Source organism: Paenarthrobacter sp. 2TAF44 (assembly GCF_052114885.1).
In the GTDB taxonomy this organism is placed as follows: Bacteria; Actinomycetota; Actinomycetes; order Actinomycetales; family Micrococcaceae; genus Arthrobacter.
In genome coordinates this window covers 20,176-43,448 of sequence record NZ_JBFRFP010000031.1, presented here as the reverse complement: position 1 = coordinate 43,448, position 23,273 = coordinate 20,176, and the positions used below count along the sequence as shown (strand labels likewise).

The 23,273-nt window shown below is 62.0% G+C and carries 25 protein-coding genes; 21 read left to right on the top strand and 4 right to left on the bottom strand.

Going from position 1 to position 23,273, the window contains the following annotated elements; genetic code table 11:
- The first annotated feature begins 61 nt into the window (after positions 1 to 61).
- The 5 genes from AB4Z15_RS22180 to AB4Z15_RS22160 all read left to right on the top strand — a co-directional run bounded on the left by AB4Z15_RS22180 (position 62) and on the right by AB4Z15_RS22160 (position 4,839).
- On the top strand, positions 62 to 682 hold the full coding sequence (locus AB4Z15_RS22180; protein ID WP_442018982.1) for a TetR/AcrR family transcriptional regulator: 621 nt from the start codon (positions 62 to 64) through the stop codon (positions 680 to 682).
- A 197-nt stretch (positions 683 to 879) separates the two neighbouring features.
- Positions 880 to 2,388, top strand: coding sequence for an efflux RND transporter periplasmic adaptor subunit (locus AB4Z15_RS22175; RefSeq protein ID WP_442018981.1), 1,509 nt, complete (start codon positions 880 to 882; stop codon positions 2,386 to 2,388).
- A 6-nt stretch (positions 2,389 to 2,394) separates the two neighbouring features.
- Complete coding sequence (locus AB4Z15_RS22170; protein ID WP_442018980.1) at positions 2,395 to 3,123, top strand: ABC transporter ATP-binding protein; 729 nt, start codon at positions 2,395 to 2,397, stop codon at positions 3,121 to 3,123.
- Positions 3,120 to 4,364, top strand: coding sequence for an ABC transporter permease (locus AB4Z15_RS22165; protein ID WP_442018979.1), 1,245 nt, complete (start codon positions 3,120 to 3,122; stop codon positions 4,362 to 4,364). The genes AB4Z15_RS22170 and AB4Z15_RS22165 overlap by 4 nt, the downstream gene beginning before the upstream one ends.
- Before the next feature lie 52 nt (positions 4,365 to 4,416).
- Positions 4,417 to 4,839, top strand: a complete 423-nt coding sequence (locus AB4Z15_RS22160) for a hypothetical protein (RefSeq protein ID WP_442004987.1) — start codon at positions 4,417 to 4,419, stop codon at positions 4,837 to 4,839.
- 92 nt (positions 4,840 to 4,931) lie between these two features.
- Here AB4Z15_RS22160 and AB4Z15_RS22155 read toward each other — a convergent pair whose 3' ends face one another.
- Positions 4,932 to 5,852, bottom strand: a complete 921-nt coding sequence (locus tag AB4Z15_RS22155) for a serine hydrolase (protein WP_442018978.1) — start codon at positions 5,850 to 5,852, stop codon at positions 4,932 to 4,934.
- A gap of 255 nt (positions 5,853 to 6,107) precedes the next feature.
- Between AB4Z15_RS22155 and AB4Z15_RS22150 the strand changes: the two genes are divergently transcribed.
- Positions 6,108 to 7,292, top strand: coding sequence for a cation:proton antiporter (locus AB4Z15_RS22150; protein ID WP_442018977.1), 1,185 nt, complete (start codon positions 6,108 to 6,110; stop codon positions 7,290 to 7,292).
- A gap of 87 nt (positions 7,293 to 7,379) precedes the next feature.
- Here AB4Z15_RS22150 and AB4Z15_RS22145 read toward each other — a convergent pair whose 3' ends face one another.
- Positions 7,380 to 7,574, bottom strand: coding sequence for a dihydrofolate reductase family protein (locus tag AB4Z15_RS22145; RefSeq protein ID WP_442018976.1), 195 nt, complete (start codon positions 7,572 to 7,574; stop codon positions 7,380 to 7,382).
- A 20-nt stretch (positions 7,575 to 7,594) separates the two neighbouring features.
- A complete protein-coding gene (locus AB4Z15_RS22140; RefSeq protein ID WP_442018975.1) occupies positions 7,595 to 8,038 on the bottom strand; it encodes a hypothetical protein in 444 nt (147 codons plus the stop codon).
- 517 nt (positions 8,039 to 8,555) lie between these two features.
- On the opposite strand from AB4Z15_RS22140, the gene AB4Z15_RS22135 reads away from it, so the two are divergent.
- The 13 genes from AB4Z15_RS22135 to AB4Z15_RS22075 all read left to right on the top strand — a co-directional run bounded on the left by AB4Z15_RS22135 (position 8,556) and on the right by AB4Z15_RS22075 (position 19,938).
- Positions 8,556 to 9,497 carry a 3-carboxyethylcatechol 2,3-dioxygenase gene (locus AB4Z15_RS22135; protein ID WP_442004991.1) on the top strand — a complete coding sequence of 314 codons (942 nt, stop codon included), beginning with the start codon at positions 8,556 to 8,558 and terminating at the stop codon, positions 9,495 to 9,497.
- A complete protein-coding gene (locus AB4Z15_RS22130) occupies positions 9,494 to 10,354 on the top strand; it encodes an alpha/beta fold hydrolase (RefSeq protein WP_442018974.1) in 861 nt (286 codons plus the stop codon). Before AB4Z15_RS22135 ends, AB4Z15_RS22130 begins: the two co-directional genes overlap by 4 nt.
- Positions 10,354 to 11,154, top strand: coding sequence for a 2-keto-4-pentenoate hydratase (locus AB4Z15_RS22125; protein WP_442004993.1), 801 nt, complete (start codon positions 10,354 to 10,356; stop codon positions 11,152 to 11,154). Before AB4Z15_RS22130 ends, AB4Z15_RS22125 begins: the two co-directional genes overlap by 1 nt.
- Positions 11,147 to 11,599, top strand: coding sequence for a nuclear transport factor 2 family protein (locus AB4Z15_RS22120; protein ID WP_442004994.1), 453 nt, complete (start codon positions 11,147 to 11,149; stop codon positions 11,597 to 11,599). Before AB4Z15_RS22125 ends, AB4Z15_RS22120 begins: the two co-directional genes overlap by 8 nt.
- A complete protein-coding gene (locus AB4Z15_RS22115; protein WP_442004995.1) occupies positions 11,596 to 12,348 on the top strand; it encodes an HpcH/HpaI aldolase family protein in 753 nt (250 codons plus the stop codon). The genes AB4Z15_RS22120 and AB4Z15_RS22115 overlap by 4 nt, the downstream gene beginning before the upstream one ends.
- Positions 12,345 to 13,988, top strand: a complete 1,644-nt coding sequence (locus AB4Z15_RS22110) for a bifunctional 3-(3-hydroxy-phenyl)propionate/3-hydroxycinnamic acid hydroxylase (protein WP_442018973.1) — start codon at positions 12,345 to 12,347, stop codon at positions 13,986 to 13,988. Before AB4Z15_RS22115 ends, AB4Z15_RS22110 begins: the two co-directional genes overlap by 4 nt.
- A gap of 126 nt (positions 13,989 to 14,114) precedes the next feature.
- The gene (locus tag AB4Z15_RS22105; protein ID WP_442018972.1) at positions 14,115 to 15,110 is read left to right on the top strand and encodes an ABC transporter substrate-binding protein; all 996 of its coding nucleotides are present in this window, start codon (positions 14,115 to 14,117) and stop codon (positions 15,108 to 15,110) included.
- Positions 15,111 to 15,179: 69 nt separating this feature from the next.
- A complete protein-coding gene (locus AB4Z15_RS22100; RefSeq protein WP_442018971.1) occupies positions 15,180 to 16,040 on the top strand; it encodes an ABC transporter permease in 861 nt (286 codons plus the stop codon).
- Positions 16,037 to 16,810, top strand: coding sequence for an ABC transporter permease (locus tag AB4Z15_RS22095; RefSeq protein ID WP_442018970.1), 774 nt, complete (start codon positions 16,037 to 16,039; stop codon positions 16,808 to 16,810). Before AB4Z15_RS22100 ends, AB4Z15_RS22095 begins: the two co-directional genes overlap by 4 nt.
- On the top strand, positions 16,800 to 17,636 hold the full coding sequence (locus AB4Z15_RS22090; RefSeq protein WP_442018969.1) for an ABC transporter ATP-binding protein: 837 nt from the start codon (positions 16,800 to 16,802) through the stop codon (positions 17,634 to 17,636). The genes AB4Z15_RS22095 and AB4Z15_RS22090 overlap by 11 nt, the downstream gene beginning before the upstream one ends.
- Entirely contained in the window at positions 17,633 to 18,322 is a 690-nt protein-coding gene (locus tag AB4Z15_RS22085; protein ID WP_442005001.1) for a TetR/AcrR family transcriptional regulator, read from the top strand. The genes AB4Z15_RS22090 and AB4Z15_RS22085 overlap by 4 nt, the downstream gene beginning before the upstream one ends.
- Entirely contained in the window at positions 18,319 to 19,032 is a 714-nt protein-coding gene (locus AB4Z15_RS22080) for an SDR family oxidoreductase (protein WP_442018968.1), read from the top strand. Before AB4Z15_RS22085 ends, AB4Z15_RS22080 begins: the two co-directional genes overlap by 4 nt.
- 30 nt (positions 19,033 to 19,062) lie before the next feature.
- Positions 19,063 to 19,938, top strand: a complete 876-nt coding sequence (locus AB4Z15_RS22075) for a VOC family protein (protein ID WP_442005003.1) — start codon at positions 19,063 to 19,065, stop codon at positions 19,936 to 19,938.
- A gap of 18 nt (positions 19,939 to 19,956) precedes the next feature.
- Here the strand turns inward: AB4Z15_RS22075 and AB4Z15_RS22070 are convergent, their stop codons facing one another.
- Positions 19,957 to 20,661 carry a GntR family transcriptional regulator gene (locus AB4Z15_RS22070; RefSeq protein ID WP_442018967.1) on the bottom strand — a complete coding sequence of 235 codons (705 nt, stop codon included), beginning with the start codon at positions 20,659 to 20,661 and terminating at the stop codon, positions 19,957 to 19,959.
- 125 nt (positions 20,662 to 20,786) lie between these two features.
- Here AB4Z15_RS22070 and AB4Z15_RS22065 point away from each other — a divergent pair, with 125 nt between their 5' ends.
- Complete coding sequence (locus AB4Z15_RS22065) at positions 20,787 to 21,629, top strand: fumarylacetoacetate hydrolase family protein (protein WP_442005005.1); 843 nt, start codon at positions 20,787 to 20,789, stop codon at positions 21,627 to 21,629.
- A gap of 2 nt (positions 21,630 to 21,631) precedes the next feature.
- A complete protein-coding gene (locus AB4Z15_RS22060) occupies positions 21,632 to 23,257 on the top strand; it encodes an FAD-dependent monooxygenase (protein WP_442018966.1) in 1,626 nt (541 codons plus the stop codon).
- Positions 23,258 to 23,273 lie beyond the last annotated feature (16 nt).

Sequence of the window (23,273 nt, the reverse complement as noted above, 5' to 3'; positions counted from 1 at the left end):
AAGAGCGAATTCCGACTTGATTAGAATACCATTCCAGTCATTAGAATGCTATTCTTTCTCTGTGGAAATCCGGCACAATGACAGACGAATAGCTCAAGCTGCCGCTACCAAAGCCGCCGTGGTGGAGGCCTCTCGTCAGCTGTTTCTGAGCAGGGGATACGTGGCCACCACTGTCGGGGCTGTTGCCGAGCAGGCTGGTGTGGCAATCCAGACCATCTACAACTCCGTGGGCAACAAAGCCGCATTGCTCTCGGCCGTGGTTGACGCTACGGCTGCAGGCCCGGATGCCTCCCGCTCCGTTCCGGAGATTATGCGCGAACGGACAGCGGCCGCCGCTGATGCAGACGCAGTTATTGCACTATTGGCCGACTGGTTTGCCGAAGTTCATCCACGGAGCAGCGAACTATTCAGCGTGATGAGGCAGGCATCCGCCGTCGATCCTGAGGTGGCCGAAGTGCTGCGGGACCGGGCCGAGCTCCGGCTGCGGAACTATGCGGAGGCGGCGGCCGCGCTCAGGAAACGCGGGGTGCTTACCTCCGGAATGAGCGACGAGCAGGCCGCTGCGGTGATCTGGTCGGTGGGTCACCCGGACACCTACAGATCACTGGTGCTGGATTTCGGTTGGGAGCCGGAACGGTACCGGGATTGGGTGCACGCAGCCCTGAAAGCCGCCCTCGCCTAGCCAGGCAGACTGGCGCCAGCTTCTCAGATGGACGCCTTCGCCGCCGACCCTCGCCCCACTGACTTGAGTCAGCCCAAACACAATGGGCGCTGCTTGCTGGCCCTCTGTTGAAATGAAGCATCTAACGATGCGTCACATAAGGTAAACCGTCAGGTAGCTCTCGGGATTCTCGAAGCGAATGATCTTACGGTTCGGGAATGCTTACAAAACCTCAGCTCATCAACAGCGGCATCGGGGTGGCCGTCGTCGGCATTGTCGCCGGCGCCTTTTTTGTGTTGGACGGCGTGCCGCAACCGGCCTCCAACACGGCAGTCCGTACCGTAGCGATCGGCGCAGCGGACCTCACTGCTGTGTCCACCGCAAGCGGTAATGTTTCGCCCGCAAGTACGACCGTCATCAACGCGCAGAATTGCACCGGACCGATCGCGACGGTCTCCGCAGTGACGGGACAGCAAGTTACAGCAGGGCAGGTGTTGGTCACCATTGATCCGACCAACGCCCAGAACGCGCTTGCTGTTGCCCAGGCCCAACTGGATTCCGCCGCGGCGCAGGCGAACCAGCAGCAGGCATCAGCCAACAACCAAGTAGCTGCGGCAAACCAAACTCTGGCCAATGCCCAACAAACGGTCGACCTGGACGCGGGCCAGCAGGCCACTGCCGTGGCAGGTGCGCAGACCGCGGTGAACAATGACAATGCAGCTGTTGCGTCTGCTCAAACCGCTGCCAGCGCCCAGCCGAGCAACCAACAGGCCCAGGCCGCCCTCAGCGCCGCCCAGGCCCAGCTGGCGAAGGACAAGCAGGCGCTGACCCAGGCAGTCAACCAGCAGGCCAGCTCAGCACTCAAGGACAAAGAGCAGGTCGCATCGGCCGCGACGGCGCTCAACGCCGCGAAAAGCGGGGGTGGCGTGACCGCCAATACCACCTCTGCCCAAGTCGCCGTCGACACTGCCACCAAGAACCTGGCGTCCTGCTCCCTCGCGGCCCCGGTTAGTGGGACGGTCACCGCCGTCAACGCGGTGGTTGGTGGCAACGCCGGCAGCAGCGGCGGCTCATCCAGCTCCGCCTCCTCAGAGGCATCCAATGGATCCGGCACCACGGGCAGCGTGTCCAAGGATGCCACAGGAACATCGTCCTCCGGGCTCATCACGATCAGCGACACCGCACATCTGCAGGTCATTGCCAACTTCGCCGAATCGGACATTGCCGCCATGAAGGCCGGTGACTCCGCGACCTTCACGTTTCCGGCCCTCAAAACCGACCCCGCCGCGGCACCGGTAAAGGGCACGATCACGGCGATCGCCCAGAACGCCACCACCACCAACAACGTAGTCAGCTATCCAGTGACCATCTCGATCAGTAATCCCCCGGCTGACCTCCGGCTCGGGCAGAGCGCGAACATCTCCGTGACCACTGCGACCGCCAAGAACGCCCTGGCGGTGCCTTCGCTGGCAATTACCACCACCGGAGCCACGCAAACCGTCAGCGTCCTCAAGGACGGGACCCCCACCCCGGTGACCATCACAACGGGGATTACGGATAACGGACGCACCCAGGTGCTTACCGGCCTCAGCGCAGGTGACCAAATTGAACTCCCGGCCATCTCCTCCACCTTGGACACCACCGGGACCACGGGACGAACCGGTGGCGGCACCGGCGGGTTTGGCGGAGCTGGAGGCGCCAGTGGCGCACGTGGAAACGGCGGGTAAGCAACAATGAACGACGCCGTCATCGAACTGCAATCCGTGAGCAAAATCTACGGCAAAGGCGAGGCCGAAGTGCGGGCACTGGACTCGGTCAGCATCTCCATTCACCGCGGCGATTTCGTCGCCATCATCGGGGCGTCTGGCTCCGGAAAGTCCACCATGATGAACATCATTGGCTGCCTCGATGGGGCCAGCGAGGGTACCTACCACCTCGATGGCATTGATACCGGGACTCTGGATGAATTCCAGTTGGCGCAGATCCGCAACCGGAAGATCGGCTTCGTCTTCCAGAACTTCAACCTGATTCCGCGTACCCGCGCCGTGGACAACGTGTCCATGCCCCTCGCCTACGCAAAGGTGCACCGCAAGGAACGGCGTGAACGGGCCCTGGCGGTACTCGATTCGGTAGGACTGGCCTCCCGAGCCGACCACAAGCCTTCACAGCTCTCGGGCGGGCAACAGCAGCGCGTTGCCATCGCCCGCGCCCTCGTGACCAACCCGGTACTGCTCTTAGCCGATGAACCAACGGGAGCATTGGACACCAAGTCCTCTCACGAGATTCTTGACCTGTTTGAATCCTTGCACGCCAGCGGACGGACCATCGTGATGATCACGCATGAAACCGACGTCGCGGCACGCGCCAACCGCGTCGTGCGGTTCCAGGACGGCCACATCATTGAGGACTACAGGCTCCGCGACGTCCATGGGCGGCCGGAAGCGACGACGGTACCAGCATGATGATCGCCGAATGCGTACGCTTCGCGCTGACGGGGGTGATGGCCAACAAGATGCGCTCTATCCTCACGACACTGGGCATCCTGATCGGCATCGCATCCGTCATCATCCTGCTGGCCGTGGGCGCAGGAACCTCGAACGCCATCAAAGCCCAGATCGGCAAACTGGGAACGAACGTGCTGACCGTAAGCCGCCAAACCACGTCCGGGGGCCGCACAGTCGGGGGACAGGCAGTCACTGGGCCACGGTCCCGGGGCACCAATCTCACCGTCCAGGACATGGCAGCGTTGACTGATCCTGTCATGGCTCCCGACATCGCGGCGACAGCCCCGGTTGTCACTGCCCAGAACGTCACCAGCACGTACCAGGACGCAACCCATACCGTGGCGACCTTCGTGGGGACCACGCCGTCGTACTTTGCCATTTCGAACGACACCCTGGCAGCGGGCTCCTACTTCAGTGACGGCGACGCCGGCAGCGGCACCGCAGTGGCCGTGATAGGCAATACCGTGGCACAGGATCTGGTAGGCAGCTCAGCGACCTCGGCGGTGGGGCAGACCATCGCCCTCAACGGACAGAACTTTGTGGTCTCCGGAGTCTTGGCCCAGAAAGGGTCCTCGGGACTGAATGATCCGGATGACCTTGTGGTCATCCCCTACAGCGCCGCCCAGGACAAGTTCACCGGATACTCGCCCTCCCTGGCCTCCATCACTGTCCAGGCAAAGTCAGCGGACGTGATGAACCAGGCACAGAACGAGGTGCAAATGATCCTCGATGCCAGGCACAACGTCACCTCCGCCAACCGTGACTATCAAGTGCGGAACCAGGCCCAGATCCTCACCACGGCCACCACCACCACGGCCACGCTGACCGTCCTCTTGGGCGCCGTAGCCGGTATCTCGCTCCTGGTTGGGGGGATCGGCGTCATGAACATCATGCTCGTCACGGTCACCGAACGTACCCGCGAGATCGGCATCCGCAAAGCCATCGGGGCCTCGAGGGGAAGCATCGTGAGCCAGTTCCTGATCGAATCCTTCATCATTTCACTGATCGGCGGGGTGCTTGGCATTGCTGCGGGCTACGTCGGCAGCGCCTTTCCCGTGATGGGAACCCAACCCGAGGTCCAATGGTGGACCGTGTGGCTCTCATTCCTGGTGTCCGCAGCCATCGGCCTCATTTTCGGCATCTACCCGGCCAACAAAGCGGCGAAACTCCGGCCAATCGACGCCCTTCGATACGAATAACCGGCCCACTTCCCCCAGCACGTCCAAGAGAAAATCCCAACAGGAGTCCCACATGTCCTACCCAACGCCCGAGCCCGGTTCCAACAACCAGCCAGAGCCCCACCAGCTCGACAACGAACGTCCCACCGCAGGACAGCAAACCGCCGGACAGCAAACCGCCGTACTGCACGCCACCGGCCAGGAACCCACCGCCCAAGGTTGGGGACAGCCCCAGACATCGGAGCCGTTCGTGCCAAAGAAGCGGTTCAAGATGGGCCGCCTGACGCAGATCCTCCTTGCGGTGCTGCTGGTTGCCATCGGTTTCTTCGCCGGCGTCGGCGTCACTAAGGCAATGGATGCGGGACAGGCCCGTCCGGGGCGGGGCCAGTTCCAGAATTTCAACGGCGGCCAGGGGCGGAACCGCCAGAACGGGTCCCCCACCAACGGGGCCTCGCCGAGCGCCATTCCCTCGGCGCCCACCACAGCGGCGCCGTAATCACCTACGTAACTGTTACGTTCGCAGGGAAGCGGAGCCACGGTCGTGAAACACAGACAAATTGTTGCTGTTTCCTCCGGCGGGTCAGGACCTTAGAAAAGGGCCTCGGCCACGGCCCCTGTCACTTGGTGGATGACCTCGGTGCGCTCGGGGACGCTGCTTAGATCCTCACCTTTGGTGTAGACGACAAGGGCGTAGGCGCGGCCATCCTTGTCCAGGACGCCGGCGTCGTGCAGTTCTCCGCCCAGCTCGCCGTACTTGTGGAACACGGTGACGCCGGCGGGAACGGCGGCGGGGATGAGCGTCTCATCGTTAGTGTCCTGCATGGTAGATAACAGTTCAGTGGTGTCCCCGGCATTGAGCAAGTTCCCGGAGTAGAGCCCGGCAAGGATGCGCGCCATGTCCACCGGGGCGAGTGTATTGCTCTCGGGGTCGTACTGCACGCCCAAAGAATTCGCGTACGCCGTCAGCTCCTGGTGGCCGACGGCATTCATAATCAGCGACCAGGAGTCATTGTCGCTTTGCTGGATCATTGCTTTCAGCTGGAAGGACGCGGGATAGGCTGCGAGGGGCTCGTCCAGGGATGCCCCGCCCGTTTCAACAAGATGGTAATACGCTTCCGCGGCCAGGACCTTGGCGGTGCTGGCGGCCTCAAAGGGCTCCTCGACCCCGTATTGATGGACTTCCTGCCCGTCGGCTCCGGCCGACACATCCATGAGCGCCACCCCGATCTGATACTCCGGGTACGCGTCGATGATGCCCTTGATCTTGGCGTCCAATGCCGGATCAATGACGTTGACTGTTCCGGGGACAGCCGCGGCGGATGGAGCTGCGCTCCTCCCCGCAGCCGGATTATTCGTCGTGCCACCCGGCCGGACGATAGACGTCGAATGGGCCTGCGCGGCCGAGTGGACGCCGACAGGCAGCGCCACGGCCAGAAGAATCGCGCCCGTGGCCATTATGACCACCCGGCGGCGTCGAAACGTCAGGGAGCGGAGGCGCGCGTCGCCCATCCGGGGAGACTGTCTCCCAAGGGGCCGGGGTGTGAGTTCTTCCACAGTCGGTACGATAGCCACGGAACCTATGTCGGAGCTTTGAACTGGCTGTCAGGGGGATCTGGTCCAAGGGATGCCCGCTGTCGTGGCCGACGGCTACCATCGGGTATGCGCAAGCTACTACACGGACGAAAACACCGACATTCCACTCAACTGGCTGACGTGCCCCGGTAATTACCGCAAGCCAACCGCATGCCGGGTGGAAGGAGGAAGGTGTCGTTCTTTCAGCTTTCGCTGATCGCCGCGGTCGCGCTACTGGGACCGCTGCTGGCGCTTCCCCGGAGATGGCATTTCCCCGTCGTTCTGGGGCAGTTACTGGCTGGCATCGCCATCGGGCGTACGGGTTTGGGTCTGGTGGACTCCTCGGATGCCACGTTCACCTTTGTGGCCGACGTCGGGTTTGCCCTCGTCATGTTCGTCGCAGGAACGCATGTCCCAGTGCGGGACAAAGCCATCCGCCCGGCACTGGGCGCGGGTGCGCTGCGTGCCGGCATCGCCGCAGTGTTGGCGGCCGTCGTCGGAATCGGCATTGCCTTTGCCTTCGGCACCGGACATGCTCCTCTTTACATCGTTCTGCTCGCGTCCTCGTCGGCAGCCTTGGTCCTGCCGATCGTCGATTCGCTGCGGCTGAGGGGACCACAGGTTTTGACGACGACGGCGCAAGTGGCGGTGGCGGACATCGCCTGCATTGTGGCGCTTCCGCTTGCTGTCGACCCATCCAATGCGCCGAGGGCAGCTGCAGGGGCAGCCGTCGTCGCGGCGTGTGCTGCGGTTTTGTTCTTCGTGCTTCGCTGGCTGGAGCGCAACGGCACGCGCGCACGGGTGCATGCCGTGTCCGAGGACCGGAAGTTCGCCCTGGAGCTGAGGGTCCAACTTGCCGTGCTGTTCGCGCTCTCCGGACTTGCTGTGGCGGGTCACGTGTCCATCATGCTGGCCGGGTTCTCCTTCGGCCTGGTGGTCGCAGCGGTGGGCGAACCCCGGCGATTGGCTCATCAGCTATTCGCCGTCAGCGATGGCTTTCTGGGGCCAGTGTTTTTCGTCTGGCTTGGCGCATCGCTGGATCTGCGCGCCCTTGCCGGAAGCCCCAAAATGCTTCTCCTCGGGATTTGCCTTGGTCTGGGTGCCCTGCTGGTCCATGGAAGCCTGCGGCTATTGGGCCAGCCTCTGCCGCTCGCGGTGCTTGCAGCGTCCCAGTTGGGAGTGCCGGTTGCCGCGGCAACGATCGGCTCCCAATTGCATTTGTTGGCGACGGGAGAAGCCGCGGCCATTATCCTCGGAGCCCTCATCACCATCGGGGCGAGCACCGCCGCAGGCTCACGGGCCGCGCGCACGTTGACGCAGCCCGGCCCGGCGCAGGCGGGCAACGCATCCGGGGGCGGCCCGACCTTGGCTGCGTAGTTCGCCTGCGCTGGGCAACTTCCGCCAGTCCCTGAGTTCCGCGCTGTTGCCGTAGCGTGAGGCCAGCGTCCGCTGGCCGTTGCAGAACTACGAAGCCCTATCCTTCGGGGGCGTGACGCTGTATTCGGCAATAATCACGCCGGTGGTGGTGGCGATGCTGCGTTCCAACTTTAGGTCCGTACGGGCTCCTTCCGGGAAGAGACGGGTTCCTGATCCGAGCACGATGGGGTGAATAAGAAGTGCGTATTGATCGATCAGGCCTGCGGCGTATAGTTGGCGCACTAATTTATCGCTGCCCATGATCATGAGGTCGCGGGGTTGCGGTTCTTGAGCGCGGCTACGGTCGAAACTGCATCTCCGACGAGGAGTTCGCTGCTGGGGTACGACAGCTTGACGTCAGGGTTGTGCGAGACGACGAACTTTTCTGACCCCACCAGTACGTCGACGAATGGGTTGGGCCCCATGGAGGTCCAGTATCCGAGGACGTCGTCGTAGGTGCGGTGGCCAAACAGGAGGCTATCCCCAACGCTCATTCCCTCGCCGGCATACTTCATTGATACGTCGTCCTGGTATCCATCGGCCCACCCGCCGTGCGCGAACGCGTCTCGTGTGTCTTCATCGGTGCGGCCGGGTCCCACTAGGGGACACTGCACAATAACCGATGTCTTGCCGGACTTGAGCTGCGCCCGGTCAAGGATCCACCATCGGACGCTCAGAACCAGTTCAGAACATCTTGCATTAGCCACATGACCAAGCCGAAGAGTAGGAAGATCGGCATCAGGTATAACACCCAGAGGCCGTGAATTTTCCGCTTTGTCATGCGAGGCTCCTTCCGTTGACTGCGAGTTTACCCAGAGCCGCAGCCCGAACTGCCGATTGAGTGCCCATAAGCCGGTGGCTATAAGGACGCTTCAAAGCGCACGGTCAGAGCCTGTTGCCTCATTGCAATACCTCCGGGAAGAGAATACGTTGCCTCATTTGAAGCCTCCGGATGAGTGGCTTCGTTGCCTCGTTGAAGAACCTCCGGATTGCCTAGCCGTTCCAGGCTCGGTTTACGGGTTTGAGGGGTGCTGGTTTCTTGACCAGGGCCAGTGTTTCCAGCTGTCCGGTGAGCGCCAGAATCTGACGTAAGAGGGCTCTGGGCTTGATGCCTTTGAAGGCGCCGGCTGGCACGAATCACAGCAAAGCATTGCAAATGACGAATCTAGAATCTACACTCTAGGGAACGACCAGATGTGGTCGAGCTCACTGAGAGGGAAAGCAATGTCGCTTGCACTTGCCGCGTTGTCACACGCGCCATCATTTGGGAACGTCGATCCCGGGGGAACGATCTTCGCCGAAATGAATGAAGCCCTGGGAGAAGTTCGCTCATTCGTTGAGGACTTCGCCCCGGATGTTACCGTCATCTTCGGCCCGGACCACTTCAACGGTGTGCTCTACTCGATGATGCCGCCGTTCGCCATTGGTGCTCAGGCTGTCGGTGTTGGCGATTACGGAACCGGCGAAGGCCCCCTCCCTGTCGATTCCGAGACTGCCCGGGAACTGCACGCGCTCACCATTGCCCAGGGAATCGACATAGCTCGTTCGGAGCGTCTCCAAGTTGACCACGGCGTCATGCAGCCGTTGGAATTCCTGTTTGGCTCGGGCTTCACCAACCCGTTCGTTCCCGTATTTGTGAACGCCATCGGCAAGCCCCTTACGCCCATGGCCCGGATCCGTCTGATGGGTGAGGCGTTGGGTCGCGCTGCCCAGCAACTGGATAAGCGCGTTCTCCTTGTGGCCTCGGGCGGGCTCTCCCACAACCCGCCGATTCCCGAGTACGACGGCGCGCCCGACCCTGTCCAGCAGCGTTTGGTCTCTTATGCACCGTCTAAAGAAGACCGTGCAGCCCGCGAAGGAAAGATCATTGAGGGCATTCAGGCTATTGCGGACGGCCGCGCATCCAGCGCACCCCTCAATGAGGAATGGGACCAGAAGCTGATGAAGGTGTTCCGTTCGGGCTCGCTGAGCGACGTGGACGGCTGGGACAACGACGAGTTCATTGCCGAAGGCGGAAGCGCAGCACATGAGATGCGTTCCTGGATCGCGGCTTTCAGCGCATTGTCGACGGCGGGCGACTACAGCATGGTGGTGGACCGCTACTGGCCGGTTAAGACCTGGGGTGCCGGCTTCGGTATCACAGCTGCTGTTCCCCAGAACGCATGACCCAGGTAACCATGTGGGGCGAGATTGCCGACCTTCCCCACACCCTTGAGTATGTTCAAGTAGGACCATGGCTGACACGGGTCCTTACCGTGGGCGCCGGACAGCAAACCCTGGTCCTCCTCAATGGCACCAGCGGGCACATCGAAGCGTGGACCCACAACATCCGTGCGCTGGCGCAGAATTACAAGGTCATCGGTTACGACTACCCCGGGCATGGCTTTTCAACGTTGGCTGAAGCCGACTTGGAAATCCCGGACTACGAGGCACATCTGCTGGATCTCCTGGACGTGCTGGGCCTGGACAAGGTGCACCTCCTGGGCGAGTCCCTCGGTGGGTGGATCGCTATCAAGTTCGCCGCGCACCACCCCGAGCGCCTGCACACCATTGTCCTGAGCGCTCCCGGCGGCCGCATGGTGGGCCCTATGTCCATGGATCGTGTCAGCCCAGTGAGTCGCAAGGCCGTGGAGGACCCCAGCTACGAGAACGTCAAGGCACGGCTCCAAGTGGTCATCCACAACCCCGAACAGATCACGGACGAGCTGGTGGAAGTACGCCGTGCCGTCTACAGCCGGCCGGGCTTCATCACCTCCATGGAGCACATCATGGCGCTCCAGGTTCCGGACATCCGCGCCCGGAACCAAGTGACCAAGGAAGACTACGCTGCCATCCCGGTGCCGGCCCTGCTCGTGTGGACGGACCATGAGCCGACGGGCGGTGTGGCAACGGGCGAGACCCTGGCGGCGGCAATTCCGGACGGCGAATTCGCGCTGATCCGCAACGCCGCCCATTGGCCGCAGTGGGAGGATCCCACGAAATTCAACGAAAAAGCACTCGACTTCCTCAGCAGAAAGGCGTGATGAAGATGTCGGACATCATTACGGAGATCGCTGACGATCTCTACAAGGCGCGGACAACGCGCACCCCTATCGAATTCGTTCGCCACCGGCTACCGGAGAAGGACAAGGACGCGGCCTACCGTATCTCCGAGCTCGTTACCCAGCAGCGCGAAGCCGCGGAAGGCCGCCGTCGCGTTGGTCGGAAAGTTGGCCTGACTAATCCTGTGGTCCAGGCGCGTGCCGGCGTGGACGAGCCTGACTACGGCATCATCCTGGACAACATGGTCTTCGAGTCCCCGGTTGAGCGGCCGTCGTCAGCGTACTTCCACCCCAAGATCGAAGCCGAGCTGGCGTTCGTCCTGAAGTCGGACATCCTGGATCCGGACCTGGCATCAGTGGAAGCGGCCATCGACTATGTGACGCCTGCAATGGAACTGGTTGATAACCGTTACCACAGCTACAAGATGGGTATCGTTGACACGATCGCTGACAACGCGGCCTGCGAAGGAATTGTCACAGGTTCGGTTCGCATCCCTTACGGCGAAGTCGACCTCAAGCAGGTCGAGATGGTCCTCTACCGCGGCGACGAAGAGTTGACGCGCGGCGTTGGCGGAAATGTCATGGGCGATCCCATCCATGCAGTGCAGTGGTTGGCAGATACCTCGTTGAGGATCGGCAAGCCCCTCCGTGCGGGAGAAATCCTGCTCTCCGGATCCATCGGATTGATCGTGGACTGGGATCCCAACATTACGTACTCGGCGAAGTACTCGCACGGGTTCGGAGACGTCGTGGCGCACCTGACGGAGGCCGTCCATGCATAAGGTGACGATCGAAACCCGGGTGGCCATCGAGGCACTCGTCGCGGAATTGCTGTGGCGCCTCGATCACGGCAAGGCGGACACAACCTGGGAGCTATACACGGAAGACGCTGTATCCACCGGCCCCTTGGGCGACATGGATGGCCGTGACGCCATCAAGGCCTGGGGCGAGCGTCGCGCCAAGGTCACGGGAGTTGTGGGCCGCCACCTCATCGGCGGCATCCGTTTGGAATGTGTAGGCGGGGAGCTCCATGGCTGGACGCAGTACCTGACGTTCCGGGACTCCTCGGAGAACCCGCTCATGCCTGCCAGCGTGGGTGAATTCCGGGAGGTCTACCGCGAGGTAGACGGGGAATGGAAGATCGCGCGACGCGAGATCAACCCCATATTCGGCGGAATGAACGCTGCCGCCCACGCCAAGCGCCTGACGGAAAGCACCGCGAAATGAAGTGGGAGAGCCGCGGCGGGCGGCCGCCCGCACTGTTGCACCAGGCAATCCCTTCCCTCTCCGTCACGGAGTGGGCGCTGGCTGCTGGATACGACGGCGTGGTGGTCGACCTGCAGCACGGCGAAGTGGGGCTGGAAGCAGCCTGCACCATGCTGCGGGCCACACCCCGCGATTCCGCCTACAGCTATGCCCGGGTAGGAAGCCTGGATCCGGCCCCCATCCTTCGTCTGCTGGACAGCGGTGCACGCGGAATCATCGCACCTACCATCGAGTCGGGGGAACAAGCGCGAATGCTGGTAGAAGCCACCAAGTACCCCGGTGTGGGCAACCGTAGCCTCGGTCCCAGCAGGCCGTCCCTTTATAAGGGAGAGTCCTACACCGAAGCGGGCAACCGCGCCGTGTCCACCATCGCCCAGATTGAAACAGTGGCCGGCCTGAAGAACGCGGAAGAGATCGTCACGACTCCCGGCCTGGACTCCATTTACGTCGGGCCGGCGGACCTGGCCGTGTCCTTCGGCCTTCCGGGCAGGGGCGACTGGGAAGACGGACCCGTCCGCGAAGCCATAGTCCAATTGGCTGCCTTGACGAGGGAACACGGCGTGACTTTGGGCATCTATTCTGGCTCCGGTACTTACGCAGCCGACCTTCTTGACCGGGAACTCGTCGACTACGTCGGCCTCGGCATTGACCTCGTCTTCCTTAGCCGTGCGGCTCAGGAATCCATCAAGACCCTGAGGGGCCCAGAATGAGCGACCGCAAGGACGTAATTATCATCGGAGCCGGTCCGGTCGGTTTGACCCTCGCCAACCTCCTTGGCCAGTTTGGCGTCAACACCGTGGTCCTTGAAGGCCGCGATGAACTCATTGATTACCCGCGTGCCGTCGGCATTGACGACGAGGCGCTCCGGACCATGCAGACCATCGGTTTGGTGGATAAGGTGCTGCCGCACACGGTGCCTGACCAGAAGATCCGGATCGTCAACGGCGACCGCAAGGTGCTGGCGGAAATCAATCCCACCACCCGCGAGTTCGGCTGGCCCCGAAGGAACGGCTTTATCCAGCCCCTGGTCGATAAGGCCCTGCTCGAAGGCCTGGCGCGGTACCCCCATGTGGAGGTGCGTTTCGGTTGCCGGGTGGACGCTTTTGGATCGGATTCCGACGGCGTTAGCGCCACGGTCAGCACGCCCACTGGACAGGGAAGGGTTACCGGCAGCTACGTCGTGGGTTGCGACGGCGGCCGGTCGCTGACCCGCCAGCACCTTGGGCTGGCATTCGAAGGCGAAACCCGATCGACGCGCGGACTCGTGATCGACGTCGCGAACGATCCCATCGGTACACCGCATGCAGTGTTCGGTGGAGACCCCAGCCGCGGCTACGCAACGCTCAGCCTGCCCCACGGCATCCGGCGCTGGGAGTTTACGCTGTTCGAAGGGGAATCGGAAGAGGTGGCCGAGGATGATGAGTTCGTCTTCTCCCTCCTGGCCCCCCACGTACCCGATCCAGCGAGCCTGAACATCATCCGCCGTCGGGTCTATGCCCACCACGCCCGCGTCGCGGAGAAGTTCCGTGTGGGACGTTTCCTGCTGGCGGGCGATGCGGCCCATGTCATGCCCGTTGTGGCTGGACAGGGGTGGAACTCCGGCATCCGGGATGCCTTGAACCTGGGCTGGAAACTCGCAGCCGTGGTCCACGGCAAAGCCAGCGACCGCCTGCTTGATTCCTACGAAGACGAACGCCGTGAACACGTCAAGGCCATGGTGGCTTTGTCGCTGAACATGGCAAACCTCGTGACGGACCACAACAGGCTGCGCACGGCCGTCCGCGATATGGCCGCCGCCGTGGTGGACCGGCTTCCCAAGGCCCGCGCCCGCCTGAACAACCAAGGCTACAAACCCATGCCTAAGTACGATCACGGCATTGTGGTTCCGTCGAAGCTCCCCACGTGGAAGTCTCTCCCGGACAGGGAAGACGCGCCGCGTACGGTGGGAACGTTGTTCCCACAGCCCACAGTCCGCAACGAGGAAGGTATGTCGGTCCTGTTGGACGACGCCACCGGCCAAGGGTGGCGTGTGGTGGTCTGGAACAACGATCCCATGGCGTTCGTCAGTGAGTCTGACGCGGAGAAGCTTGGGAGGCTGGGCGGTGTCCTTGTGCACGCAGTGCCGGCCACGCAGCTGCCGTGGGCCAAAGCTGCTGCCGCGCCTGGCGTGCGGGTAGTGGGCGACGAAAGCGGCGTTCTGAAGGCTTGGTTCGACGAAAGGCCCTTCTCTGCGATCATCGTGCGGCCCGACCATGTGGTGGCTGCTGAGTGCCTTGCACAGGAACTCAGCGGCGTTTTGGGCAAGGTTTTCAGCGTGGCCGACGTCACATTATCGCCGCAGAACGCATAACATGATTAAGAATGCATAATCCATTGACAAAGGCTTAATCCGCAAAATACTGTTGCTGCAACTCGCCAGCACAGGCAGTAAGGCGGGAAGGCCCGCCCAACGTTCACTCAAGGGAGAGCGAATCTCATGAACATCAAGAAAGCCCACGCAGCTACCGTTGCTGCCTTGGGCCTGGCACTGACCCTCAGTGGCTGCGCATCAGGATCTGTGGACGGTAGCACTCCGGAAGCAGCAGGCAGCACATCCGAGGGACTCACCAAGGTCACCTACGGTATCTTCCCGTCCAACACCGTTGCAGCCATGCAAGTGGCCATCGACAAGGGCTACTTCAAGAAGCAGGGCATCGACCTGGAGCTTGTGGTTGGAGCCGGCAGCAGCGCGGCCCAGCTGCCTGCGCTGGCGTCCGGCGAACTCGACTTCATGTTGGCCAGCCCGGTCACGGCGCTGACGGCAACAACACAAGGCCTGGACGTCCGCATTGTTGAGGGCGTCACCCAGAACGACCCCAAGATCGTGGAAGACTCCACGGCAGTGGTTGTTGGAGCCTCATCAACCATCAAGTCGGCCCGCGATCTTGAAGGCAAGAAGGTCTCGGTGAACGCCCTGGGAAGCATCGGTGAGATCGGCATTCGGGAAGCTGTAGCCAAGGATGGCGGCGACCCGAAGAAGGTGGCGTTCGTTCAGTTGTCCTTCCCGGAGGTTGCAGCGCAGATCGAGGCTGGCCAGATCGACGCCGGCATGGCCGGTTCACCCTTCATGCAGCAGGTGGTTTCCAAGGGCGGCAGGGTAGTCAGTGACTTCATCCAGGAGGCCGGGCTGGGTTCGAACGAACTAGTGACCATTTCCAGTGGCAAGCTGGTGGAGGGTGACTCCGATAAGGTGAAGCGCTTCACGGCGGCCATGAAGGAAGCCCTGCCTTTCCTGACGGAGAACAACGACCTGATCCGCGATGCAATGCCGGCCGCTTTGGGGACGGACCCTGCAGCTGCGAAGAAGGCCCAGCTCTCTCTCTACAACCCGGACATCTCAAAAGAAACCATCCAGCTTTTCGCGGATCTGCTCGTCAAGTACGGCATCGTCAGCACCAAGCCGGACGTTGACAAGGTGATCTGGAAGCCATAACCCGCTGTTGTCGGGGCCGCTGGCCGGCCCCGACAACAAATTTCATCGCAACAACCGAGAGCAGAAACCGTGGAAACACAAACTCCGATCCTGAGCCGCGTGGCTGTGCGCTCCCTGCCCACGCGGGAACAGACAGTGCGGCGTGCTGCGCAGTGGGCTGCTATTGGGCCGTATGTCCTGGGTGTCGCTGGCATCCTCGCCGCACTTATCGTCTGGGAAGTCTTCTCAGCCTTCGGCCCGGTCAGCCAGCACCACTTGCCACCACCATCGCTGGTCATTCCAACATTCCTCACCAACTTGACCTTCACCCAATTCTGGATCACCGTCGGCCAGACCATGTGGGCTTGGTTCCTCGGACTCATCATGGCCATCCTGGGTGGCGTAGCGGTTGGGCTCCTTATCGGTTCGAGCAAATTCCTACGGTCGGCGACCCACACCACCATCGAGTTCCTCCGCCCGATTCCGGCTGTCGGCCTGATTCCTTTGGCTGCACTGCTCTTTGGCCCGAGGATCGGCGCCGAGCTACTGATCGTAGTTTACGGTTGCTTCTGGATCGTCCTGATCCAGGTCCTGTACGGCATCACGGACATTGACAAAGTTGCTGATGACACAGTGCACACCTTGCGCATGACCTGGCTGCAGCGCGTGCGGTACCTCGTTCTCCCCACGCTCCTGCCGTACCTGATGACGGGCATCCGGCTCGCAGCTACTGTCGCCTTGATCCTGTCCATCAGCGCGGAGCTCATTGTCGGTACACCGGGGATAGGACGTGCGGTCGCCCAGGCCCAGCTCAATGACAACCCGTCGGCGATGATGGCCCTCATCATTACATCAGGTCTTTTGGGAATCGTCGTGAACCTGATTTTCCGTTTCATCGAGCGAAAAGTGCTCTTCTGGCACAGCTCCGTCCGTTCGGAGGTGGCGGCATGACCGTCCTCAAGCGTTTGGGCATGTGGCTGGGCCTGCCGGTCATCCTCATAGCCATCTGGTGGGCGGCAACAGCCCAGGGCGTCAACTTCTTTGTCCCCAAGCCCGACAAACTGGCCGACACTTTTGCCAAGGTGTGGTTCAGCGAGAAGTTCTTCAACGACGTCCTCCCGAGCATGGGGCGGCTCCTGATCAGCCTCGCAATCTCCCTGGTGCTCGGCGTCGCCCTCGGAATTGCAATCGGCCTTTCCCGCAGCTTGCGGTGGCTCCTTGAGCCGTTGCTTGAGTTCATCAGGGCGGTGCCGTCAACCATCCTCATCCCGGTCCTGCTCCTGCTCATCGGTATCAATGACACGATGAAGGTGACGGTGATCGTCCTGGGCTGTCTTTGGCCCATCCTGTTGAATACGGTTGAAGGCGTGCGTTCCCTCGATGAAGTATTGAAGAACACTTCGCTGGTCTACCGGCTCCGTGGCTTCAACCGCATGCGTTACCTGGTGCTGCCCGGAGCGATGCCGCTCATCATGGCCGGCATCCGGCACAGCCTCGCCGTGGGACTCATCCTGCTGGTCGTTTCGGAGATGTTCGCCTCGACCGACGGTATTGGCTACTCGATTATTAATTTCCAAAACCGCGTTGCAATCCCTGAAATGTGGAGCGGCATCGTCCTGCTGGGGATCATAGGTGTGTTGCTCTCGGTTGCATTCCAAGCGATCCAAAAATGGGTTTTGGGATGGTACTACGGTCTTAAGGAGGCCTCCAATGACGGCTAACAAGTCGGACGTCCGTCTCAGTGTCCAGCAGGTCCGGAAGGTCTACGGCGTAGGCTCCCGCAACGAGGTGGAGGCCGTCAGGTCACTCACCTTCGATCTCCATGCCGGTGAGTTTGCCTGCCTCGTGGGTCCTTCCGGCTCCGGAAAGACCACACTGCTGAAATGCATTGCCGGACTTCTTGAACCAACCTCCGGTGAGGTGGTGCTGGACGGCAAGCGCGTCTCCGGTCCAGCCGAGGGCATGGCGGTGGTATTCCAGGAATACAGCCGCAGTCTCTTCCCCTGGCTCACTGTGGAAGAAAACGTCGGGTTGCCTCTGAAGACATCAGGTGTGCCGAAGGCCGAACGCAGGGTACGTGTCAATGAAGCGCTGGAGGCGGTCAGCCTTTCCCACGCGACCAAGAGCTACCCTTGGCAGCTGTCCGGCGGCATGCAGCAGCGCGTGGCCATCGCCCGGGCTGTGGCATCCAACCCGAGCGTCCTGCTCATGGACGAACCGTTCGCGGCGGTTGACGCTCAGACCCGTGGCGAGCTCGAGGACCTGGTGCGGGACGTATGGAAGCGCCTGAACATGACCATCCTCTTTGTCACCCATGACATCGATGAGTCCGTGTACCTGGCGGAGCGCGTCCTGGTCTTGTCCAGCTCGCCGACCATTGTCCAGGCCGACCTCCACATCGACCTTCCGGACGTCCGCAGCCAAGCAGACACCAGGTCCCTTCCCCGCTTCGGCGAACTGCGCCACGAGATCTATGAGGAAGTGCAGTTTGCCAAGATCAACCCCGGCGGACAACGCTCTGCGACGCGTGGGGAGTTGAACGCATGAGTCCCCGGGCAGGTGCGGATGTCAGCAGCAACGGCAAGACCGAGACCGGCAAGCGTCGCCGCGTCCACCAATCCACGCCGGAAAATGAACGCGCCATCCTCGAAGCTGTGCTCCAGCTGGCCGTGAAAGTGGGCTACGAAGGCACCACCATGGCCGAGGTGGCCCGGGTTGCCGGCCTGCCGATCGGTTCGGTCTACTGGCACTTCGAAAACAAAGAGGGCCTGTTTGCTGCACTGATCGACTATTGTTTCGAAAACTGGCAGACCCGTCACCGTGGACCGGAGAACAGGGCAATCCTTCGTACGAGTATCGCCGGGTCCGCCGCCAATTCGACTGATCCCGAGCACGCACAGGAAGCGTTCTGGATCATCGGCCTGCTCTTCGCCTTGGAGAAGCGGCTGGCAGGAAACGCTGCCCGCCAGAAGTACCTGGAAGTGCGCGAGCAAATGTATGAGCTCATGGTGGAAGCCGTCACTCCAGGGCTTCCGGAAGCCGCGCTGCGCGCCAAGCCCGACCTTGCGCGGAAAGTCGTCATGCTGGGCCGCGCCCTTACGGACGGTTTCTACATCTCGGCATCCGCGGGAGACCAGATCGACTTCGCCGAAGCGGCCGAACTCTCAGCGCTCGCCATGGACAGGCTCGTCCAGCACTACGCCGAGCTCGGCGAGGCGGAGGACAAGGAGTGAACGCACCAGTCAAGGTAGCGCTGGTGGTAGGCGGTGGCCGCGGAATCGCGGGTGCGGCAGCCAGGGCGTTGGCTGATGACGGGTACAAAATCGCAGCCCTTTCTCCCTCCGGCAGTGCCATGGAGTTGGCACGTAGCCTCGGCGGGGTGGGCGCGGTTGGTTCGAACCGTTCCGTTGTGGACCTGCAGTCAATAACCGACTTGGCGCTGGAGACTTACGGGCGGATCGACGTCGTAATTAACAGTGCCGGCCACGCGGCCAGGAAGCCGGTGCTTGAGATCAGCGACGACGAATGGCTCGAAGGCTACGAGATGTACCTTATGAACGTTATTCGCATGGCTCGAATTGTCACTCCCCACCTGCTTGCCGCCGGCGGGGGATCGGTTGTGAACGTTTCCACCAGTTCCCCTTTTGAACCGAATCCGAACTACCCGGTGTCCGGCACTTTCCGTGCCGCACTGGGGTCGTTCACCAAGCTGTATTCCGACGAGTACGGTCCGTCCGGAATACGAATGAACAACGTCCTCCCGGGCTTCACCAAGGAGGAACCCGGTATCGTGCCGGCTGAATGGACCGCCCGGATACCGCTGCGCAGGGCTGCCAGCTCCGGGGAAGTGGCCCGGGTCATCCGGTTCCTCGCAAGCGAGGAATCAAGTTACATCACAGGCCAGAACATCCGTGTGGATGGCGGCTCGTCCCGCTCCGTGTAGGAACTGGGCATTCAAAGAAAGGTTTTAGCTATGGCAGTTGGTGTGATTGCCGAGATGGGCTATCTCGCAATGCGAACCAGGGACTACGACGAGTCCCTTGAACTGGCCACCGATGTCCTCGGCCTGCGTATGACGCTGAACGATGACAACCGTGCCTACCTGTCCGCTGCGGACCGCCATCACGAGCTGGTTTACGTAAAAGGCGAAGAGGACGGAATCGACCATATCGGCCTTGTTGCGGACAGCCCGGAGGGGCTTGAAATCATCCGCAAGCGCCTGGAGGCGGCTGGGTTCCCCATCCTTACCCGTAGCCCACTCGAGCGGGAGATCGGTGAAGGCTTCGCTGTCCTGGGTCCGGAGGGATACGTCTACCACGTCTATGTGGGGATGAAGGACTTCCGTCACGGTCCTGCGTCCTTTGGTCCAGACCGGTATGGCCACATCAATATCCATCCCCAGAACCCCGCCGTCATGAAGGACTTCCTGGTGGAGTTCTTCGGCTTCAAGGTTTCCGATGTCATTGGCCAGGACTTCGCGTACTTCCTGCGGTGCAACCCGGATCATCACGGTATTGCCCTCATCAAGGGCCGCGGTTCCTTGCACCACCACGCGTGGCAGACCCAGTCCATCGCAGACCTTGGCAGGCTGGGTGACAGGTTGTTCGCCAAAGGTCGTCGGTTGATCTGGGGTCCCGTGCGCCACGGAGCGGGACACAACATCGCGGCCTACTACGTCGAGCCCAACGGCACTGTGGTGGAACTGTATACGGATCTGGAGCAGATCCACGACCTCGACCGTCCTCCCATCGAATGGGATCAAGATGACCGGACTTGGTTCAACCGCTGGGGCGTCTACAACGGCGAGGACTTCCGCTTGCACGGTGCCTTCCCCATCGCGTTGAACTAGTAACGGGCCGGGTCGCCCTTACTCGTTGGGCAGCCCGGCTTCGGACGCGGCATGGAACTCGGCTTCTTCGATCACATCGATCGTGCGCATGTAGTGCTCACGCAGAAGCTTGGTGGCCGTCGGAGCATCGCGGGCAATGGTTGCCTCGAGAATGGCCCGGTGCTCGGCCTCTATGTCCCGGGTTTGGGCGCGCTTGTCCGGAGCGGTCCAGAGGCGGTACAGGGCGGTAGCCTCGCCCAGGGTGGCAGCGAAGTCCTGCAACAACGGGACGGGGCAGGCTTCCAGCAGCTTCGCGTGGAACTCCTGGTGGGCCAGGAACCATTCAACCGAAATATGGTTCGGGTCCTCGGTGGTGCGGCGCGGAGTCCGCTCCAGGCGGTGGTGCACTGCAAGAAGATCGGACTCCCAGGCAACGTCGCCCTGTTCGATGGCCAAGGTCAGGCCATATTCCTCCACACGGCAACGAAGTTCACCCAGGCCGCGCAGTTCTTCCAGGGTGTATTCGGAGACGAAAAAGCCTCTGTTGGGACGGAATTGCAGCAACTTTTCACCAGCCAAACGCACCAGCGCTTCACGGACGACAGTGGAACTGGCGCCGTACCGCTTGGTGAGCTCACCAACCTGGAGGTTGGTACCCGGGGCCCACTGGCCAGCAAAGATTTCGGCCCGTAACTTGCCCCGGACCACTTCGCTGATGGTTTCTGCATTCGCTTGTCGTGCCATGGCACAAGCGTACACTTACGCACTCATGGATCGAAAGTACATTATTGACTCAAGAATGCATTCTTTGTATAGTTCAAAAACCGGCAAGCCCGGAGGCAATGACGCCGGCACAAGAAAGGATTCACATGCGCTACGCAAGTTACTTGAACCAAGAAGGCCAGCCCACATGGGGCCTGGAGGCCAACGGAGAACTGCTTGACCTTGGTCCCAGTGGCGCCAGCCTCAGCCCCTCGCTGCAGTCGGCCATCGAGGAAGGCCTGCTGTCAGCTCCCCTGGAGGGGGACAAGGCGCCGGTCCAGCCGGTTGAAGGAACCACCTTCCTCCCCGTCCTGTCAGCGCCCGGCAAGGTCATCTGCATCGGCGTCAATTACCGCAGCCACCGGGAGGAAACCGGACGGGACGAGCTAGGCAAGCCCACCGTCTTCGCACGCTTCTCTGACACCCTTGCTGCCCACGGCGCAGACCTGCCGATTCCCGCAGAAAGCTCCATGTACGACTACGAAGGCGAAGTCGCACTGGTGATCGGAGCCCACGCGGACCACGTCAAGCCGGAAGACGCGTGGAACTACATCGCCGGCTACGCCGCGTTCAATGACTTCAGCGCCCGCGACTGGCAGCGCCACACGGGTCAGTGGACCCCCGGCAAGAACTTCCCACTCAGCGGAGCCTTCGGCCCCTACTTCATGTCCGCCGAGGAAGTCGGTGACGTCACCGAGCTCGTGGTGGAAACCCGTGTAAACGGCGAGGTCCGGCAGCATGCCGCCGTCGCTGACCTCATCTTCGACATCCCCGCCATCATCGAGTACGTCACCGCGTTCACTCCGCTGGCTCCGGGCGACGTCATTGTTACAGGTACGCCCGGCGGTGTGGGGCTGTTCATGGAGCCGCCAACATTCCTGGTCCCCGGTGACGTGGTTGAGGTTGAGGTCGGCAAGCTCGGCACCCTTCGCAACGTCCTCGTTGCTTAAGAATGCGTGGAGGTAACACCATGGAGGACTTCGAAGTTGCGGTCGTGGGGGCCGGCCCGGTTGGACTGACGGCGGCGCTGCTGCTTGCCGACGGCGGTGCACGCGTTGTGCTGCTCGAAACCGCCACGGCGCCGATGGACCTGCCGCGGGCCATCAGCATCGCTGACGAGACCTTCCGGACGATGGACCGCTTGGGCCTCGCGGAAGCGCTGAAGACGGAATCGCTGCTGGGAACCGGCAGCCGCTACTTCGGGTTGAATGACAGGCCCCTTGCGTCGTCCACGCCTGTTCCCTCCCGCATCGGCCATCCTGCGAAGTCGCAGTTCGACCAGCCCGTGCTGGAAGAGCTGCTGTGGAACAAGGCCCAAAACCACCATGGGATTGAGTTCCTCGCCGGTGCCCAGGTAACTTCCATCAGCCAGAAAGCCGACGGTGTGAGCGTCGGATTCGACTCCGACGCCGACGCCGGCGCCAGCGCCGGCACCGTGACGGCGTCCTGGCTTGTTGGGGCGGATGGTGGTCGCAGCTTTATCCGCGAGAGCCTGGGCATCGACCTGGTGGGTTCCACCCAGCAGGAACGATGGATTGTGGTGGACTTGCTCAACATCCCCGGGGCACGCGAACCCTACGCCGAGTTCCATGGAAACGGGACCCGTCCCTACGTCCTGGTTCCGGGAATCAAGGGCCGCCTGCGGCTTGAGTTCATGCTTTTCGACCACGAAGACGCGGACGAAATGACGTCCCCGGAGAAGATCCTGGAGCTGTCCAGACCCTTCCACCCGGAGCTCCGCACCGAAGACGTCAGGCGTGCTGTGGTCTACGTAGCCCATCAGCGGCTGGCACGCACCTACCGTTCGGGACGCGCGTTCCTGATCGGGGACGCGGCACACTTGATGCCTCCCTTCTCCGGACAAGGGTTGAACGCAGGCCTGCGGGACGCCCTGAACCTGAGCTGGAAACTGCTGGAAGTGCTCCGCGGTGTAGGCACGGACCGCCTCCTGTCCACTTACGAGTCCGAACGCCGCACCCACGCGGCCAAGATGGTCAAGGTTTCACGCCGGACCGGTGCAGTAGTCATGGCCGTCGGCGCTTTCCGGACCAATCTCCGGGATATTGCTTTCCGTACGGTCAGCCTGATTCCCGCTGTGCATAGGTACCTGGGTTCGATGCGGTTCATCACGCCGCCGGACTACCGCAACGGTGTGGCCATCAAAGCAGATCGCGACGTTGATCGTCGAGTCGCAGCCTGGGTGGGCCTTGCCCTCAGCCAACCGGCCGTAGCCGATGAGGACGGATCGACGGCGCCACTCGACTCACATCTGGGGAGCGGGTGGGCGCTCATCACACTTGGGGCAGGTGTCGCCGAAACGTTAGCCGGCAGCCAGTTCTGGTCCCTGCTCGGCGCTCGCCGGATCACGCTCACGGGGAATTCCCACGCGACCCGCCGGAATCGTGATGAGCAGGTCCTGATGGATGCGGGGCGTGTTCTCGCGCTTCCCGGGTTGGCCACACGCCACACCGTGCTCGTCCGTCCCGACCGTTACGTCGCTGCCGCGTTCACCGAGCAAAGTGAGCAGGCCGTGATCAACAAACTGCGTTCATACGTCCATCCGCTGTCGCGGCCGTGACGAATCAAGGAGGAAA

Coding starts and splice junctions, on each gene's coding strand:
- AB4Z15_RS22120 (WP_442004994.1), top strand. CDS start 11,147: ATGCATAAGGTGACGATCGAAACCCGGGTGGCCATCGAGGCACTCGTC.
- AB4Z15_RS22130 (WP_442018974.1), top strand. CDS start 9,494: ATGACCCAGGTAACCATGTGGGGCGAGATTGCCGACCTTCCCCACACC.
- AB4Z15_RS22075 (WP_442005003.1), top strand. CDS start 19,063: ATGGCAGTTGGTGTGATTGCCGAGATGGGCTATCTCGCAATGCGAACC.
- AB4Z15_RS22125 (WP_442004993.1), top strand. CDS start 10,354: ATGAAGATGTCGGACATCATTACGGAGATCGCTGACGATCTCTACAAG.
- AB4Z15_RS22085 (WP_442005001.1), top strand. CDS start 17,633: ATGAGTCCCCGGGCAGGTGCGGATGTCAGCAGCAACGGCAAGACCGAG.
- AB4Z15_RS22065 (WP_442005005.1), top strand. CDS start 20,787: ATGCGCTACGCAAGTTACTTGAACCAAGAAGGCCAGCCCACATGGGGC.
- AB4Z15_RS22175 (WP_442018981.1), top strand. CDS start 880: ATGCTTACAAAACCTCAGCTCATCAACAGCGGCATCGGGGTGGCCGTC.
- AB4Z15_RS22155 (WP_442018978.1), bottom strand. CDS start 5,852: ATGGGCGACGCGCGCCTCCGCTCCCTGACGTTTCGACGCCGCCGGGTG.
- AB4Z15_RS22165 (WP_442018979.1), top strand. CDS start 3,120: ATGATGATCGCCGAATGCGTACGCTTCGCGCTGACGGGGGTGATGGCC.
- AB4Z15_RS22170 (WP_442018980.1), top strand. CDS start 2,395: ATGAACGACGCCGTCATCGAACTGCAATCCGTGAGCAAAATCTACGGC.
- AB4Z15_RS22105 (WP_442018972.1), top strand. CDS start 14,115: ATGAACATCAAGAAAGCCCACGCAGCTACCGTTGCTGCCTTGGGCCTG.
- AB4Z15_RS22070 (WP_442018967.1), bottom strand. CDS start 20,661: ATGGCACGACAAGCGAATGCAGAAACCATCAGCGAAGTGGTCCGGGGC.
- AB4Z15_RS22115 (WP_442004995.1), top strand. CDS start 11,596: ATGAAGTGGGAGAGCCGCGGCGGGCGGCCGCCCGCACTGTTGCACCAG.
- AB4Z15_RS22090 (WP_442018969.1), top strand. CDS start 16,800: ATGACGGCTAACAAGTCGGACGTCCGTCTCAGTGTCCAGCAGGTCCGG.
- AB4Z15_RS22135 (WP_442004991.1), top strand. CDS start 8,556: ATGTCGCTTGCACTTGCCGCGTTGTCACACGCGCCATCATTTGGGAAC.
- AB4Z15_RS22060 (WP_442018966.1), top strand. CDS start 21,632: ATGCGTGGAGGTAACACCATGGAGGACTTCGAAGTTGCGGTCGTGGGG.
- AB4Z15_RS22110 (WP_442018973.1), top strand. CDS start 12,345: ATGAGCGACCGCAAGGACGTAATTATCATCGGAGCCGGTCCGGTCGGT.
- AB4Z15_RS22095 (WP_442018970.1), top strand. CDS start 16,037: ATGACCGTCCTCAAGCGTTTGGGCATGTGGCTGGGCCTGCCGGTCATC.
- AB4Z15_RS22160 (WP_442004987.1), top strand. CDS start 4,417: ATGTCCTACCCAACGCCCGAGCCCGGTTCCAACAACCAGCCAGAGCCC.